This is a genomic window from Candidatus Neomarinimicrobiota bacterium (genome assembly GCA_021734025.1).
GTDB lineage: Bacteria > Fidelibacterota > JAANXI01 > JAANXI01 > JAANXI01 > JAANXI01.
Window position 1 is genome coordinate 70935 of sequence record JAIPJS010000007.1, and the last position, 18658, is coordinate 89592.

Genomic DNA, 18658 nt, shown 5'->3' on the forward strand with positions numbered 1-18658 from the left:
ACGGCTTGCACCATCGCTGGGAGGATAAATCGCGGCGCAGCATTTAAAAAGTAGCCTAAAAATACAAGAAATACTTAATTTTATATTTAATAATTGCGTAATTCACCGAAACTGATCCAACAAAATTTACATCCGTAAAGTTTTTTCAATTTGTATTTGAATTTCTAGGGGTACCGCCGTTATATTCGAAAACCTGACGAACCTGATGGGTGCAAGACTGATCGATTACATATCGATTTCATAGGCACCCCGCCCTGAAAATTTGGCGGAAACACTATATTACATAGTGCGCCTCCCCGGGAGGCGGTGCTATATAGATGGAGAATTGATTGTGTCTATGAAATTTGGAAATGGTAAAACCAGTATCTCCAAGCCTTTATACGAGATGCCGTTCGAGCGCTCCAATTGTGGTGTCGGCGTCCTTGTCAACCTCAAAGGCGAAAAAACTCACCAACTGATCCAAGATGGATTTACCCTTTTAGAGAACCTTGACCACCGTGGCGCGCGGGGTGCGGAAGAGAAAACAGGCGACGGTGCCGGTATCCTGTTGCAGAAGCCGCACGAATTTTTTCAGTCCGAAGTGGATGGACTGGGTGACTTCGACTCCTACGGCGTGGGTATGGTCTTTTTACCCAGAGATCCGCATCTGAACTCGGAAATCCGGCTGTTAATCGAGGATTGTATCAGAGATGAAAACCTCCGCCTTATATCCTGGCGGGAGGTGCCCACGGATAATGCGGATCTCGGTAAAAGTGCGCTGGATACTGAACCGCACGTGGTACAATTTTTCGTGGAACCAAAAGAAGACCTGTCGCCCGGAGAATTGGATTCGCGGCTGTATGTCTTGCGCCGGGTCATCGAAAATGCGGCGGTGGAGCGCAAGCCCCGTAGTAGCGAACATTTTTATATCTGTTCGCTGGATCGTCGAAAGATCGTATATAAAGGATTATTAACGGTCAGCCAGCTGTCACAGTACTATCCCGAACTTTCGGACGAAAAAATGAAGTCCAAATTAGTACTGGTGCATTCCAGGTTCAGTACCAATACGCTGGGCTCATGGAAGCTGGCCCATCCATATCGTGCCATCTTGCATAACGGGGAAATCAACACTGTGCGCGGCAACATTAACTGGATGCGGGCCCGGGAGCACGCGCTGAGTAATCCGACGTTCGGCGACGACATCGAAAAGATTAAGCCAATTACCACAGACAAACAGAGCGATACTGCGGTCCTGGATAATGTGTTAGAGCTCCTGGTTGAGAGCGGCCGAAGCCTGCCGCACGCGTTACGTCTGTTAGTGCCCGAGGCCTGGAGCAAGGATCCGCTGATGGATGAGAGCCGGAAGGCGTGGTACGATTATCACTCTACGATGATGGAACCGTGGGACGGCCCGGCGCTTGTGGCGTTCACCGACGGGAATCTGGTCGGTTCAATTCTGGATCGAAACGGGCTGCGTCCGGCGCGGTATTACATCACCACTGACGATCAGTTTATTATGGCAAGCGAAGCCGGCGTGCTGGATACGCCGCCGGAGAAGATCGCCGAAACCGGCCGGCTGAAGCCGGGACAGATGCTTCTGGTTGATCCGGACAAGGGTGGGATTATCCCGGACGAAGAGGTGTTCGCCAACCTCACTGACGATAAATACATTCAATGGCTAAATGAGAACCGGGTGAAACTCCACAACCTGATGGAGGAATCGGAGGTTCCCACCCCCGAATTCGACTTTAATCGACTGACTGAGTATCAGCGGGTATTCGGCTATACCGAAGAGGATCTCCACCGGTTTATCATCCCAATGGCTCAGGATGGAAAGGATCCCGTGGGGGCGATGGGGAACGACACGCCACTCAGCGTGCTCTCCAACAGGAACAAGACGATCTTTTCGTATTTTAAGCAGCTCTTCGCCCAGGTATCGAATCCGCCTATCGATTATATCCGGGAAAACCTGGTTACTTCCATTGAGAGTCATATCGGGAAAAAGGGCAACCTCCTGGACGAAAGTCCGGATCACTGTCGGCAGCTGCATCTGAACTCGCCGATTCTGACAGATAAGGCGCTCGATACCATCCGGAATATGAATACCAATGGGATTAAATCGCACACCATCGATTGTTCCTATCCCAATGGGATGACTCTGGGTGAAGGAATTCGTCATATTCGCGAGGAGGCGGTCCAGGCCATCAGGGACGGATACGAAATTCTCATCCTCTCGGATAAGCAAATTAATAAGGACAGAATTCCGGTACCGAGTCTGCTTCTCATCGGCGGGATTCACCATTATCTGATCCGCAAGAGCCTGCGGTCGGAGGTCGGGTTGGTGCTCGAAACCGGTGATCCTACCGATGTGCATCACTTCTGTACGCTCATCGGATACGGCGCAGACGCCATTAATCCGTATCTGGCCTACGCCAGTATCCGGCAGATCATTCATGATGAGACTTTCGATATGACCGGCGAACTGGCGCTGAACCAGTATCGCAAAGCGGTGGAGGACGGCATCCAGAAAGTGATGTCCAAGATGGGGATCTCCACGCTGGAAAGCTACAAGGGCGCACAAATTTTCGAGATTGTCGGAATTAATAACTACGTGGTGGACGAATATTTTGAAGGCACGGTTTCCCGTATCGAGGGTATGGGCTTCAAGGAAATCGAGCGCGATATCCAGGAACGCCACGACATGGCTTATCACAGCCGGATGGCTGGCAGCACTGACCTGGATCAGGAGGGCGAATACTACTGGCGGCGGGACGGTGAGTACCACCAGTGGAATCCCATGACGCTGGGCCGGTTACAGCATTCTGCGCGCTCCAACAATTATAATGTATATAAACAATTCGCCAGAGAAATCAACGAGCAGGAGAACCAGCTCCAGACGCTCCGCGGTATGCTGCGATTTGATCCGGATAAAATGCAGTCCATTCCGCTGGAAGAAGTGGAGCCGGTGGAGTCGATTTTCCCCAGGTTCTTCAGCAGTTCCATGTCCTTCGGTTCATTGAGCAAAGAGGTGCATGAGACGCTGGCTATTGCCATGAACCGGATCGGCGGTCGCGCCGGATCCGGGGAGGGCGGTGAAGAGGTCGAGCGATTCGATACCGAGAGAGAGTGCCGGATTAAGCAGGTAGCCAGCGGCCGGTTTGGCGTAACTATCGATTATCTGCAACACGGTACGGACATCGAAATCAAGATGGCGCAGGGTTCCAAGCCTGGCGAAGGCGGTCAGCTGCCAGGGCGGAAGGTGAACGAAGTGATCGCCAGGGTGCGGTATACCACACCTGGCGTCGGGCTTATCTCACCGCCGCCGCATCACGACATTTATTCCATAGAAGATTTGGCGCAGCTGATTCACGATCTGAAGTGCGCCAATCCGGATGCCAATATTCATGTGAAACTGGTGGCCGGGGCCGGTGTCGGTACCATCGCCGCGGGTGTGGCCAAGGCGAAAGCCGATGCCATCCTGATCAGCGGTCAGTCCGGCGGAACGGGCGCCTCGGCCAAGACGTCGATTAAGTCCGCCGGTGTTCCGTGGGAACTGGGTTTGTCCGAAGCACACCAGATGTTGATGAGCACCAACCTCCGGTCCCGCGTCAGACTCCGTGTCGACGGCGGACTCAAAACCGGTCGGGACATTGCCATCGCAGCTATGCTGGGTGCGGAAGAATACGGATTCGGAACGGCTTCACTGGTCGTAACCGGGTGTGTGATGCTCAGGAAATGCCATACTAACACGTGTTCGGTTGGGGTTGCAACGCAGAATCCGGAACTCCGGAAACGCTTCCCCGGCAAACCGGAACACGTCATCAACTATATGACGTTTATGGCGCAGGAAGTCCGCGAGATCCTGGCATCGCTTGGTTTGAGAACCATGGATGAACTGATTGGGCGGTCAGATATGCTGATGCAGCGGGAAACCGACCACCCCAGGGCGAGAAAACTGGATCTCTCCCCGGTTATGAATCAACCCGAGTCGACCGATACCCCCAGGAAGGTGCGCGAGCAGGAGCATCATCTGGAACGGCAGCTGGATAACGAATTCTTTGAGCAGGTTCAGCCGGCCATCGAGCACGGTGAACCGGTGACTATTGAATCCAGGATAACCAACCGTCACCGGACGGTCGGGTCCATGCTTAGTTCGAGGATCGCCAAGAAATACGGTCTCGACGGGCTGCCGGACGATACTATTAGTATCCGACTGACCGGATCGGCTGGCCAGAGCTTTGGGGCATTTTTATCGCATGGTGTCACAATGCACCTGGAGGGTGATGCCAACGATTACGTGGGTAAAGGCCTCTCAGGCGGAAAATTGGTTGTCAGTACGTCGCCGAACGTTCCGTATCGCGGTTACAAAAATATTATCATTGGAAATGTGGCGCTCTACGGTGCTATCCGCGGCGAGGCGTATTTCAACGGGACAGCCGGTGAGCGGTTTGGCGTCAGGAACTCGGGTGTGAAAGCCGTGGTTGAAGGCGTTGGCGACCATGCTTGCGAATACATGACAGGTGGAGTTGTTGTAATACTGAGCGATACGGGACGGAACTTTGGTGCCGGAATGAGTGGGGGAGAAGCATTTGTGCTGGACGAGTCCGGAGTCTTCGATAAGAAATTGAACACCGAAATGGTACATACTACGCCCGTGACGGAAGAACGGGATATCACACTCCTGAGGCGGATGATCGAAAATCATTTAATCTATACCAACAGTCTCCGGGCCAAAGAGATCCTGGACGACTGGGACAATTTTCTCGGGAAATTCATCAAGGTAATTCCGGATGCGTATGAAGCTGTGGTCCGGGATGAACTCCGGAAGGGGAACGATATTCGGGTGACGCCGCCGCCGCTTCCGCAGGCCTCCCGGATGACCAAGCGGGATGTTTCCGACGATCAGTTCGAAGAGATGAAGCTGGCGGATGAGGTTGTGGAGTGAAAAATGAGATATGAGGTATAGGGTATAAGGAGTAAAATGATTGGAGACCGGAGCCGGAAACCGGAGGCAGGAAACTTGATACTTGAAACTGGTAACTTAGGAACAGAGGACACAGGCCACTCGACATTTGACGACTTTTACCTAAACACTTGAACACATGAACACTTTAATACTAAAGTATTTGAAAAAATTGAGAGACGGACGGAACAACTGATATGAGCGAAAAACACCCGGATGGATATCTGAAGCATCCGCGGATCAAGATAAAAAAGCGGGACCCCGAAGAGCGGAAACAGGATTACTCCCACATTTGGGCTCCCGACTGGGATGAACAGCAGCTGCGGGATCAGGGGGAGCGCTGCATGGATTGCGGTGTGCCGACCTGTATGGGCGGGTGTCCTATTGGAAACCTGATCCCCGACTGGAACGATCTGGTTTACCGGAGTGACTGGAAACAGGCGCTGAAGATGCTCCATGCCACGAATAATTTTCCGGAATTTACCGGTTATACGTGTCCGGCGCCGTGCGAGGACAGCTGTGTTCTTGCCATCAACGACGATCCGGTCACCATTAAAAATATTGAGCGGGCTATCTATGATCGTGGCTGGGAGGAAGGCTGGATTAAACCGCAGCCGCCGAAGACCCGGACCGGGAAACACGTGGCCGTCATAGGCAGCGGGCCGGCTGGCCTTGCCGCGGCTCAGCAGTTGAACCGAGCCGGCCATCATGTGACGGTCTACGAACGGGATGATGTGATCGGTGGATTGATGAGTTACGGGATCCCCGACTTTAAGTTTGCCAAAGAACTCGTGGCGCGCCGGGTAAATATCCTTATCGAAGAGGGGATCGAGTTCAAGATCAATACAGAAGTCGGCGTGGATCTACCCACAGAGGATGTTTTCAACGAGTACGACGCCACATGCATCGCCATCGGCGCCCAACGGCAACGGGATGTCCGGATCCCCGGCCGGGAGCTGGACGGTATCCATTTCGCCATGGAGTATCTCATTGAAGAGAACCGCCGCCAAAACGGCAAGGCCGTTGATAAGGACATCTCTGCCAAAGATATGAACGTGGTCGTACTCGGCGGCGGTGATACCGGCGCCGACTGTGTGGCGACTGCTCATCGCCAGGGCGCGAAACAGGTGGTACAGATCAGTATTAATCCGCGGCGGCCGCTGGATCGCTCCGTGGATACGCCGTGGCCGTTTCAGCCGCTGATTTACCGGAAAACGTATGCCCAGGAAGAGGGCGGCAAGGAAGAATTCAGTTTGAATACGCTCGGATTCACCGATATCGATAACGACGGCCGGGTGGATCACCTCCACGCCGAAAAGGTCGAATGGACCTACGATGAAAACCGGCGCCGTATCGATAAAACCACATTGGAGCCAAATCTCCATATACCTGCGGACCTGGTTCTGGTTGCTATAGGATTTTCGGGACCGCAGTCCGGCCCGTTTGCGGAGAGCGGGTTCGAATTCAATGATAACGGCACCTTCACTACCGACGACAATATGATGACCTCGGTGGAGGGCGTATTTTCTGCTGGTGATGCCCATCTCGGACAATCGCTGGTCGTGTGGGCAATCGGGGAAGGCCGGGATGCCGCCAGAAATATCGACAAATATTTGATGGGCGAGACTCATCTGCCGAGTAGTCTGCGGACGGCCAACCCGCCGGTGAACCGGCAATTTCGGTAAACCCAAATTGTGAAAACCTACCTGATACACCTCAAGGTGTGACTTTTATCATTGGATTTCTCTTTGGATAGGCGATAAAATATCTTTGATGTAGTAAACCCGTAAATCAGGCACAGCCATGAAGAACTTTATCTGTTTTGTCATATGTGTTGCTATTGCTACGCAGTGTTTTGGCGCGGAGACCAACATTGCTGTTATGGAATTCGATGCGAAGGGAGTACCGGCAACCGAGGCAAGTGCCCTCTCAGATCGATTGCGAACCGAGTTGTTCCTCACCGGCGAATTCAAGGTGGTAGAGCGCGGTATGATGGAGACCATTTTCCAGGAACAGAATTTTCAACTGTCCGGCTGTACTTCAACCGAATGCCTGGTAGAGGTCGGTCGCGTGTTGGGCGTGGAGAAGATGGTTGGCGGAAGTGTTAGCCGGGTTGGGAATACGTTTTCGATTGCCGCACGATTTGTCAACGTGGAATCGGCTGAAATTACCGGGGTGGCGACCTACGATTATGAAGGCCAGATCGACGGATTGCTCCGAAACGGGATGAAAGCCGTCGCGCATGAACTTGCCGGCCAGACATTTGTGGAGCCACCCCAACCGGAACCCATACCGGAGCCGATTCCGACGGCAACGCCCCAAAAATCCAGTTCACTCCCGCATTATCCGTGGCAAACGTTGGTGATGCTGGAAACGGATAAAAATCTGGAAGAAAATATAACCGAGCCGTCCGGCGAAAACCTGATTTATACCACCCGATACCTCTCCCGATTTTTTGGTTTGGGATCATTTACAGTCCGCCCGGCTGTGACACTCGGCTATTTTCGACAACAGGTAGACCACACTAATGAATACTTCGGGTTTAATAGCTACGAACAGGATGTATATATGGGCTTGGCCGAATTGCAGGTCAGGTTCGAAGAACCCGATTTTAGTTTTGGAGTATTCGGGGGGATCGGCCCGGGCTATTATAAATATACGACCTTTCAATACGGTGATTTCGCAATGGAAGATGAAAATGTCGGGCCGACCTATACCTCCGGATTTGAGGCCTCGGTCAATATCCTCTTTATTCAATTGGTCGGACAAGTACGATATCTATATACCCCCGGGATTGAACATGAAATGCTTTTTCCTTCCATCGGATTTCAAACCCGGAGTGCTTTTCTCAGTTTCCTCCCATGGGTCCCGTTGTTGAGAAATTTGTAGCACCCTTCTCCGGGTAAACAATCTTTTTTGTTATGATTCCAGGGATGTGATTTTGCATATCACCCGTTATATTTTGTTTTGAAATGGGTTGGAATGGTTTTTAACACAATAATGAATTCAATAAAAACAGAGGAAAATCATGGCACGGTTGTATCAGGATAACAGTTTAAGCATCGGACACACGCCACTGGTTCGTATCAACAGATTGGCAGATGGAGTGGACGCAAAAATTTATGGCAAGGTGGAAGGCCGGAATCCCGCCTATTCCGTGAAGTGTCGTATAGCCGCCAACATGATTTGGGATGCTGAAGAACGCGGACTTATTACTGATAAAACGACTGTGATTGAACCAACCAGCGGGAATACCGGGATTGGGCTGGCATACGTTTGCGCCGCAAGAGGAATTCCGCTGATTCTGACCATGCCGGAAACTTTGAATGAAGAGCGCCGGAAAATGATGCATGCGTTTGGCGCGGAGCTGATTTTAACGGACGGCGATCAAGGTATGCGTGGGTCAATTGATAAAGCGGAAGAGATTCTGAATTCCGATCCGGATAAATATTTTATGCCGAATCAGTTCGAAAATCCTGCCAACCCGGACATTCACCAAAAAACCACCGGGCCGGAAATCTGGGAAGACACGGACGGAGAAATCGATATACTGATAGCGGGTGTTGGGACCGGCGGCACCATCACCGGAATCAGCCGATTCATCAAACACGACCAGGGAAAACAGATCCAGTCCGTCGCGGTGGAGCCGGCCGGATCGCCGGTATTGTCCGGCGGGGAACCCGGGTCCCATAAGATTCCGGGCATTGGCGCTGGATTCAAGCCGGAGATTCTGGACGTGGATGTCGTTGATGAAGTCGTGACTATTGATGACGAAACGGCCTGGAGCACTGCCAGAGATCTTGCTCAGAAGGAAGGAATTATCGTCGGGATTTCCAGCGGCGCCGCTATGGCTGCAGCGCTAAACGTGGCTGCCAGAGAAGGAAATGCCGGCAAAACCATTGTCACAATTCTCCCCGATTCGGGCGAACGCTATCTTTCTACACCGCTGTTCGACAAATAGGTTTTCACCGGTAGTATTCACTATATTTTGCGTGGTATTGCCTTTATGGCTGGCGGATAAAGAATACTCTGCATCCCTCTCCACCTAAAAAACGATTTGATGAAAACGCCAGCGCGACGGTACCGTCTGGATTCCGCATTATCTGTCCCAGGAAGAGAAAAGTTGTTCCCATCTGGGGGCCATCCGGGTCCAGTCGAATTCTCCCGCAATATCTCTGAAGTGAATATTCCGGGTGCCCTCGAGCCTGGTAAGCGCAAATTTCAACTTGCGATATAAGTCACGATCAGAGGTGTACAGGTTTTGGCCTTGACGGGCTTCCGGTACGTATTCCGGATAGACGAGCCGCTTTGGAAACAGCGGATAGCACCGGCAGTAAAGTGCCTCTAAAGCCGCAATGCCGAAAAATTCATGCTGTGCAGTACTAAGAACAATATCGGCGTGATGGAGCAGTTCGGCGTACCGTGCCCATTCTTCGGCGTATCCCCAGTGAAGGATATGGCCGGAGAGACGCTCCCTGGCGGTATCAAAAATTGCCGGATAATCTTCGAATCGTTCTCCGCAAACAATCAAATTAAACGGGATCTCGTCCTCAGCCAGCTGAAAGAGACTCCTGAAAAACAGCTCTGGATTTTTGTCGTGCTCCCACCGTTGATTCCAGAGAATGGTACCGGCATCGGATTCATTGGATGGAGGTGATACGGAATCAAAGCGTTGCAGGTCAAGGCCGAGCGGCATCACAATCGATTTTGACCGGATTCGCTGGACGAGCTCCCGCGGTTTATAATCCACGAATCGCTGGTAGAACTCCGGAATGGCTTCCAGGAAATCCCGGAGGTGAAATGCGGAATTGAAGTAAACCCGATCCGCCGCCATCGCCGACTGAATATTCATATGGGCAAAAGTGAGATCCCGCTCCCTCTTATCCCGGAACGGATAGGTTAGTTGGTTTTCATGGAAGTAAAGCAGCCAGGTCCATTGTGACGGAGAATCCATCAAACCCCGGAGCGCTGACAGATGAGTGAAATCAGAGGCGAAGATAATCCCCGGCTCCAGCTGCTCCTTCCGGATAACATCCGCGTAGTATTGCGCTGACCTGTGCATCCGCCATTTCCAGTGGTGAGGGGACATGGGAAGGATCCGGAAGGGCCAATCCAGGTGATTTTTCAACCCCTGGAGAAACTCCTTGTGGGAGCCACCGAAAAACGGTTCGAGTCCATAGATGGGCCGGGACACTTTCTGCTCCTGAAATTTCGTTGCGAGTGAAATCTCTGGAACCTTACTATTTTCCGGAGTATTATTCAAACCTTTCCTGCGGGAAGAGGGAATAGGGGTATAAGGGTATATGGTATGAGAACAGGAGTGTTAAAGTGTTACTTGTGTTATCGTTAAAAAGAACATGCATCGAGCGTACTCAATCCTATATCCAAAATGTATCGTCTGTTGGTGGTTCCCTCTTTAGAGGGGTGATCGGGAAAAACGAAAAATTTAGAATGAAAAAGGTGGTCGTTGGTTGTTGTGGGAAACTTTCCTTCCCGGGATTGCATCAGTATTATAAATATTAAGGATTCGCAATAAATCTCAACAACAAACAAAAGGGATTAAAAGGGAGATTAGGATTAAGAAGGTGTACAACGATAACACTGTAGCACTATAACACCTTAACACCCTAACACGGTCTTTTCGCATTACGTACTACTTACCAATAAAACATTAAATACATGCTCATGATTTTCATAATGCTACTGCTCAATCTTACGATTAACGGAATTTCCATGGATAGCACTGTACACTCGACATCACCGGCCCATCACACTGAGAACGGCTTCCGGAATCCGTATTCTACCTGGGAAGACCATGGATTCCGGGATATGCTCAAATGGAGTTTCAGCGATAAGCCAGAGATTCCGGAAACCTATACGCTCCCGTGGGTTGAAAATAATCTTTCCTTCCTTGGAGAAAACAGTAGTCCGTCCTATACCTGGATAGGCCACGCTACATTCCTCATCGAAATCGATGGTAAGACGATATTGACCGATCCGTTTTTCTCCGACCGTGCGAGTCCGGTGCAATGGGCCGGCCCAAAGCGAATGGTGCCGCCTGCTTTACCACTCGAGGACCTGCCGCCAATCGATTTTGTAGTGATTTCCCATAACCACTATGATCACCTGGATTATCACACTGTCAAATATTTAGCAGACCGGGGCAGCCACTTTATCGTGCCACTGGAAATGGATAAATGGTTCCGGGGCCACGGGATGCCGAATGTTACTGCTCTGGACTGGTGGCAGCGTTTTTCCAATGATGGTCTTACATTTCATGCGACTCCGGCACAGCATTTTTGTGCCCGAACGCCGTTCGACCGGAATGACGTTCTCTGGGCCAGTTGGGTGATCGAATCGACTGATCATGTCTGCTACTTCGCCGGGGATACCGGTTATTTTCCAGGATTCAAAGAAATCGCAAATCGTTTCCCCGCGATTGATGTCGCGCTCCTCCCAATCGGCGCCTATGCGCCCCGGTGGTTTATGGGGCCAGTGCATCTTGATCCGTCGCAGGCTGTGCAGGTTTTTACCGACCTGGGGGCAGAATATGCGATTGCCATGCACTGGGGCACGATTAAACTGACAGACGAAGCCATGGACGAACCACCAATCCTGCTGAAAGAATCCTTGAAATCTGCGGGGATCCCTTCTGAGCGATTTCCCGTGTTTGCCCACGGTGAAACCAGGAGGATGATGGAAGAAGGATGGCGTATACTGCAGGGTACTGAGGCGCAGAAAACTCTCAGGAATTTTTCCCTCCCCTAAAGGTTACAGGCGTTTTCAAAACCGGTAATACACCACGATAATCTCTCTTAATTATGAGAAATGAGAGCGTTGTTCTCATCTTATTTTATGAATGAGAGCCGAAGTCACATTTTGATATAATGCCCATATATCAGTAGTTGTAAAATATTTCAACACTCCTGGCATCAAATTTGTAAAATAATTAAACGACCTTCTTTTTTTATCGCCGGTTTTGATACTTATCCCGGCAGTCTCTGTTAAAGCATACAAGTGAAAATGAGGATTCAATGAGCCAGGATTTCAAGCGTCGGACTATAGTAAACTGGTTGCTCGGAGGGGGAGTAATTGCGTGGCTGAGCGCAATATTTTTCCCGGTATTAAAATACCTCCAACCGCCGAGTATTCCGGAAGCGGTGGTTTCTTCGGTCAAGGCTGCAACTGTTAATGAACTAGCAAATAACTCCAGTAAAATATTCAAATTCGGAAATAAACCGGGCCTCTTGATCAAGACGCCTGCAGGAGAGTGGCGTGCTTTTACGGCCATCTGTACCCATTTGGATTGCATTGTCCAATATCGGGACGACCTGGAGCATATCTGGTGTGCCTGTCATAACGGCCATTACGATCTGCAGGGGCGTAATATCTCCGGACCGCCACCCAGACCGCTGGAAGAATACGACGTTAATATTCAGGGAAAAGACGTCTACGTATCGAAAAGGACGTAAATATATTATGAAAGAGTCAATTCTAAGTTGGTTAAAAAACAGATATCCCGTTGATTCCGTCACGGAATTTGCCCAAAAGAAAAAGGTGCCTCTGTTTCAGGGGACTATCTGGTATTACTTCGGCGGAATCACCCTCTTTTTGTTCCTGATTCAGGTTGCGACCGGCATTTTACTCCTGTTTTACTACCGGACCGGTGCCGACCAGGCGTATGAGAGTGTGAAGTTTTTAATGACAAAAGTCCATTTCGGCTGGTTGATCCGCTCTATTCACAGCTGGGCGGCGAATTTGATGGTGCTCTCTGCCTTTATCCATATGTTCAGCGTCTTTTTTACGCGGGCGTATCGTAAACCACGGGAACTGACCTGGATAACGGGGATGGTGTTATTCCTGCTGGCTATGGCATTTGGATTTAGTGGCTACCTGCTCCCATGGAATGAGTTAGCTTTTTTCGCGACTAAAGTCGGGACCGATATCGTCGGCGCTGTGCCGTTCGTAGGAGATTTTCTGCTCACCCTGTTACGCGGCGGGAGCGACGTGACCGGGGCTACGCTTTCACGCTTTTTCGGATTTCATGTAGCGCTGTTTCCGGGAATTTTTACTCTCTTCCTAGTTATACATCTTGCGTTTGTCCAGGTCCAGGGTATGAGTAAGCCCATCGGTGCCAAAGAGGAAGAGCTGAAAACGATGCCGTTTTTTCCGAATTTTGTTTTGCGGGATCTTCTTATCTGGCTCATCGTGCTCAACGTACTGGCCATCCTGGCCGTCTTCTTTCCCTGGGAGCTCGGAGCAAAGGCTGATCCCTTCGTTCCAGCGCCAGCGGGCATCCGCCCGGAATGGTATTTTATGTTTATGTTCCAAACGCTCAAGATGTTGCCCGCACACATCGCTGGGCTCGAAGGAGAAACCGTTGGCGTCATGGCGTTTGCTATCGCAGGTATTTTTTGGATTTTGATTCCGTTTTTCGATCGCTCCTCCCAGCGGGGACATAAATCGAAACTGTTAACGTACATAGGAATAATTGTCGTCATCTTCATTCTCGTCATGACAATTTTAGGATATACGCTCTCATGAAACGAATACTCATTGTCACTGTATTGAGCCTGTTATTTGTATCAATCGCTTCCGGTCAACAGGAGGAAGAAATAAATACCTGCGCTGACTGTCATGAGATGATGGGGGCGCCCTACGATAGTATCGTCCATGCGCAATCCCAGGATATCCATGCCCAGAAGGATGTGACCTGTGCCGATTGTCATGGCGGGGATCCGACTACGATGGATTTTGAGGCAGCGAAGGCGCCGGAAACAAGATTTCGCGGGAAACCCGATCCCGCGGAAATTCCGGATCTTTGTGGATCGTGTCATGCTGATCCGGAATATATGCGCCAGTTTGATCCGGGATTGGCGGTCGACCAGCTCGCGAAATACTGGACGAGTCGTCACGGAGAGAAACTCCGGGAGGGGGATGCGAAAGTTGCTGAGTGCGCGAGCTGTCACGGTGCCCATGGTGTGCTGCCGGTAGACGATCCCCGCTCGCCGGTATATCCAACACGGGTCCCGGAAACATGCAACACCTGCCACGGCAATTCACAGTACATGGCTGAATACAATATTCCAACGGACCAGTACGAAGAATTCGCCGGGAGTGTGCACGGGCAAGCACTTCTCGAGAACAAGGATATCGGTGCGCCGGCATGTAATGACTGTCACGGAAATCACGGCGCTACTCCTCCGGGGATAGTTTCCATATCCCGGGTGTGCGGAACATGCCATATCAATAATATGGATCTGTTTCAGGAAAGTAAGCATGAGCCGATCTTCGACATGATGGATCTGCCTGAGTGCGAAACGTGCCATGGAAATCACGGGGTCCAACATCCCACCGATGCGATGATTGGCACCGGGGAGGAATCTGTCTGCCTGAATTGTCACGGCGAAGGAGACAGCGGCTATAAAATGGCGGCAGCCATGTCTGAGTCTATCGACTCCCTGAAAATGGTCTACGATTCGGCTGAAGTCATGATTCAGCGAGCTGAAGAGAAAGATATGGGGGTCAGCGATCTGGAGTATTCCCTGCGGGAAGTTCGCCAGTCATTGATTCAAACCCGTACAATGATCCACAGTTTTGACGTATCCAGGGTTGAGGAGATAGAAAATGAAGGGCTGTCCGTGGGACAAGAAATTATCCGTTCAGCCAGGGAGCTTATTGATGAATTTTACTACCGACGAAAAGGGTTGGGGATTTTTACTCTGGTCATCACACTCGTTGTGATTGCACTTTATCTGAAGATACGACATATGGAACAGCAAAAACCTTCCGATTAATTTTAAATAGACCCGGGATTCCGGGACTCGCATTGTTCTGCATTTCTAAAATGCCGGCTCAAGAGCCGAACCGGCAATAACAATGAAGGAAACATGGGCGACGACGCACCGGATTATCAGGATCTGGCTCGTGAACTCTCCACCCTCCGTACGATGGTGGAAAAGGTGCATGAGCGCGTCCGCCGGCTTGAACGAGCCGCAGGATTCAGGCCAGGGCAGATAACAACTCCTGAACAACCGAGATCAACGGAAGCGGAGGCTTTGGCCGGGACGCCTTCCGCCCCTAAAATTAGTCTTGAACAGCGTATCGGAGAATATTGGTTTGCCCAGGCCGGGATCGTAATCTTCATATTAGGACTTATTTTTCTGATCAGCTATACGTTTACCGAGTTCCGTCCATTTTGGCAAGCAGTCACAGGTTACGGGATCACGTTTTTGATCTTTGGCCTTTCCCGGCTGATGCAAAAGCGGTTCACCTTTTTGTCGGAGATCCTTTTTCCGGGCAGTTTGCTCTTATTGTACTATGTGACCCTGCGACTCCATTTTTTCCATGCGGAGCCAATTATATCGAATAAGGCGATCGCCCTTACGCTCTTGTTAATCATTCTTGGCATCCAGCTCCGGATTACCTGGCAAAAGGATTCACAGTTATTAGCGTTTATGCCGGTACTTCTTGGCTTCTTAACGGCATTGTTGAGTGATACTCATCATTTTGCACTTATCCTGATTGTGGCAACAGCTGTTGTGGCAGCACTACTCTTTTCGATCAAACATTGGCAGATATTTGGAATTGCTAGCATAGGTTTTACCTATGTATCATTCTTGATATATCTCTTAAATAACCCCATTCTCGGAAAAGAGATTCAATTACTCCCCCGGCATGACTGGATGCTAGTGTACCTCGTGGCTACACTGATTGTTTTCACCTTGGTCAGTTTCCGTCCCCGGGTCAATGAGTATCTAACCCGTGTAACCCGGATTGCCCTTACTACCGTAAATTCCAGTGGATTTTATCTCGTGGCGCTGCTAGTGACCTTTCACTTTTTTCATCAGAATTTAGCGTTCTGGAATTTTGTTTTTGCTGGAGTGCTGTTTGCTATCGCCACAGCTCACTGGACAATCCGACAGAGTAAGTATTCGACCTCTTTCTATGCGAGCTTTAGTTACATTGCGTTAACTATCGGTATACTATCCGCAGCCGAAGCTCCCGATATTTTCCTGTATTTAGTATGGCAAAGTGCGATTGTTATCGGGACAGCGATTTGGTTCAAATCCGGTATAATCATCTGGGCGAATATGGGAATTTATTTGATTGTTCTCCTTGCCTATCTGTTCGTACCGGCGGAATCAGGGATGGTGAATGTCCATTTTGCCATTGTTGCATTTTTCAGCGAACGCTTGCTGACTGTAGGAACGGTGCGGATTAAAAAGACCCCGGTTTTCTTCCATTACATATACGTGTTTACGGGATATGCTATGCTTGTTTACGGTTTAGCCCTCCTTTTACCGCCAGGTTACGTGAGTATGTTTTGGTTTATTGTGTCCGCCGGTATCATGGCCGTGGGATATGTATTGGATCTGCGATATTATAAGTGGATTGGTTTCAGCAGCATCGTTGCACCTGTATTCCGGATCTTTATTATTGATTTGGCCGCACTTGAGCCGATTTATCGGGTTTTCTCCTTTGTGGCCATCGGAGCCGGCCTGATGGCTATCGCGATATTTTATACGCGAAAAGGGTGACTTTCCCGGAAATGAGCATCAATCGGATTTCGTTGAAAAAATTTACTTTCCCTGTTGTGATGTCACGGATTTTCGTTGAATTAGTCAACGTAGGGGAAAGAAGTCCAATTATTGAGAAAAGTTTGAAACCGATTTCCTATTTGTAAAAAATAGTGTTGATATTTTCAACAATTCTGCCTAAAAAGATAAGAACCCACAGGGGTTCTGCGAATTCTGCCCTTGGCACATTATTTGAAACATTATATTGCGTAATGAGAAGACAACAGTACAGTCAAATATTGGATTGTTGGCGGCAGACTTGCTGTTGCTCTCGAAGAATGCAACCAATTTTTGCCGGAGATCGGTTCTGACCATTGATGTTTGGAATCCGATTTCTGGCAATTTTGTATCTTTTCAATTTGAAGGGGGATTTTTAATGAAAAGGTTGCCTCTAATTTTAATTCTCGCACTCGGTTTTGTGGTTGCAGGTCTGGTCAGCTGTGAAAAAGAGAAGATCGTTGAAGCTGAACCGGCCATCAAAGTCACCGAAGTTGTTGCGTCTGATACCATGGTTACCCAGGGTAAGACGGTAACGCTGACAGCAACACTCGAAACCGATGAAGAAGTCGACGCGGCATCCATTGAACTGAAATGGTTTGCGGCGAACGGCGAATTCGTAGGACACGTCAGTGAAGGTGATACCGTGACCTGGAAAGCGCCGGCGGAAGATGGCGTTTATCGGGTGACTGTCCACGCCACCGACGGAGAAAATATCGCCATCGGTATGCGGGATCTGGGTGTAAACGAATATGCACCTTCCGCAGATGTCTACTATGTCGGCGATGAAGCTTGTGGCCAGTGTCATGGCGATACGCACACGGATTGGGCTGAAACGGGCCATGCCGATGCGTGGGCCAGCCTGCAGAGCAGTGGGCATCCCGCACCGTATTGCGAACCGTGCCATACAGTTAATCAGGTGGATACCGACGGCAATTCCGGCTACGATGAAGTACCGACAGCGAAGTTCGTTGATGTGCAGTGTGAAAGCTGTCACGGACCCGGTAGTGACCACATTAGCGGTCCATCCGCTGATAACATCACAAGCCAGGAAGCAATTTTAGCTGAAGAAACCTGTGCGGTCTGTCATGAAGGCGGGCACCATCCGTATCATGAACAGTGGACAGAATCGGCTCACAACTTTGATCCGGCTACCGCTGCTCATGGAGCTGGTGCACGTTCGTACTGCCAGCCGTGCCATAGCGGAACCGGTTTTGTCGAAGCGTTTGACGATGAATACACCGATCTGTATGCAAACGCCGAAAACAAGATGGGCATCACGTGTGGTGTTTGCCATGATTCACACAATAGCGACAATGTCGGACAGTTGAGAACGGTTGCGTCGTACGAATTCCTCGGCGGTGAAGTTGCCGATGAAGGCGGCGCAGGTCAGCTCTGTGTTCAGTGTCACCATGCACGTCATGATGGCGAAGAACAGATTCCGGCAGGCGACGAACACTTTGGGCCGCACGGTTCGACCCAGGGTGATGTTGTTTACGGAACCACTGGTTATGAAGAAGTTGCACCTGATTTTCAGTTCGCCAGCACCGGTCACGGTCTGGTGGAAGACGCTTGTGCAGCATGTCACGTCTACATGACCGAATATGATGAGACGACGGACTTCGCCAATGTGGGACATACATTTGAACCGCGTGTCGAATCCTGTAGCCAGTGTCACGGATCGGATATCACCGATTCCTTCAGAGATATTCAGGCCAAGAACGATTTCGATAACGACAATTCCATCGAACCCGTTCAGGATGAAGTGGAAGGTCTGATCCATCTGCTGGCCGTCAAACTGGTGGAATATGACAACGCGAATAACGGCGGGAAATATCTTGACAATCCTGACCCGAACGCTGACGGTTTCCTGACCACGGTTATGGATTCCATTAACAATACCTACACAGACAGTACCGAGTCTGGTGCCGTTGAACTTCGTAAAGGGGGTTTCAACCTCTTCTATGCGTATGACGACGGAAGCACGGGTATCCATAATCCGGCGTATGTCATTCAGTTGCTGCAGCAGAGTGTGCTGTATTACGATCCAAACGCATTTGATGATGGCGGATTGCTGGTTGGAGGAAAAGCCACCACTCTTGGTGCAGCCGACCGGATTACCACAGCGATGCAATAGCGG

Annotated in this window: 11 protein-coding genes; 10 read left to right on the forward strand and 1 reads right to left on the reverse strand. The window is 50.2% G+C overall.

Features of this window, described 5'->3' with window-relative positions; genetic code table 11:
* Nucleotides 1-337 precede the first annotated feature (337 nt).
* The 4 genes from gltB (at nt 338) to cysK (ending at nt 8903) form a co-directional block, all read left to right on the forward strand.
* The gene (gene gltB / locus K9N57_09510; GenBank protein MCF7804414.1) at nt 338-4924 is read left to right on the forward strand and encodes a glutamate synthase large subunit; all 4587 of its coding nucleotides are present in this window, start codon (nt 338-340) and stop codon (nt 4922-4924) included.
* 215 nt (nt 4925-5139) lie between these two features.
* Nucleotides 5140-6627 carry a glutamate synthase subunit beta gene (locus K9N57_09515; protein ID MCF7804415.1) on the forward strand — a complete coding sequence of 496 codons (1488 nt, stop codon included), beginning with the start codon at nt 5140-5142 and terminating at the stop codon, nt 6625-6627.
* A gap of 196 nt (nt 6628-6823) precedes the next feature.
* Entirely contained in the window at nt 6824-7831 is a 1008-nt protein-coding gene (locus tag K9N57_09520) for a hypothetical protein (protein MCF7804416.1), read from the forward strand.
* Between the two features lie 139 nt (nt 7832-7970).
* The gene (gene cysK, locus K9N57_09525; protein MCF7804417.1) at nt 7971-8903 is read left to right on the forward strand and encodes a cysteine synthase A; all 933 of its coding nucleotides are present in this window, start codon (nt 7971-7973) and stop codon (nt 8901-8903) included.
* Nucleotides 8904-9041: 138 nt separating this feature from the next.
* Here the strand turns inward: cysK and K9N57_09530 are convergent, their stop codons facing one another.
* Nucleotides 9042-10205: a DUF3524 domain-containing protein gene (locus K9N57_09530; GenBank protein ID MCF7804418.1), complete on the reverse strand. Its 1164-nt coding sequence runs from the start codon at nt 10203-10205 to the stop codon at nt 9042-9044.
* A gap of 470 nt (nt 10206-10675) precedes the next feature.
* On the opposite strand from K9N57_09530, the gene K9N57_09535 reads away from it, so the two are divergent.
* The 6 genes from K9N57_09535 (at nt 10676) to K9N57_09560 (ending at nt 18655) form a co-directional block, all read left to right on the forward strand.
* Nucleotides 10676-11710, forward strand: coding sequence for an MBL fold metallo-hydrolase (locus K9N57_09535; protein MCF7804419.1), 1035 nt, complete (start codon nt 10676-10678; stop codon nt 11708-11710).
* Nucleotides 11711-11976: 266 nt separating this feature from the next.
* A complete protein-coding gene (locus K9N57_09540) occupies nt 11977-12414 on the forward strand; it encodes a ubiquinol-cytochrome c reductase iron-sulfur subunit (protein MCF7804420.1) in 438 nt (145 codons plus the stop codon).
* 7 nt (nt 12415-12421) lie between these two features.
* Nucleotides 12422-13486: a cytochrome bc complex cytochrome b subunit gene (locus K9N57_09545; GenBank protein ID MCF7804421.1), complete on the forward strand. Its 1065-nt coding sequence runs from the start codon at nt 12422-12424 to the stop codon at nt 13484-13486.
* Nucleotides 13483-14739 carry a cytochrome c3 family protein gene (locus K9N57_09550; protein MCF7804422.1) on the forward strand — a complete coding sequence of 419 codons (1257 nt, stop codon included), beginning with the start codon at nt 13483-13485 and terminating at the stop codon, nt 14737-14739. The genes K9N57_09545 and K9N57_09550 overlap by 4 nt, the downstream gene beginning before the upstream one ends.
* A 93-nt stretch (nt 14740-14832) precedes the next feature.
* Nucleotides 14833-16482: a hypothetical protein gene (locus K9N57_09555; GenBank protein ID MCF7804423.1), complete on the forward strand. Its 1650-nt coding sequence runs from the start codon at nt 14833-14835 to the stop codon at nt 16480-16482.
* A gap of 415 nt (nt 16483-16897) precedes the next feature.
* Nucleotides 16898-18655 (forward strand): hypothetical protein, encoded by a 1758-nt coding sequence (locus K9N57_09560; protein MCF7804424.1) that lies wholly within the window; start codon nt 16898-16900, stop codon nt 18653-18655.
* Nucleotides 18656-18658: the final 3 nt, after the last annotated feature.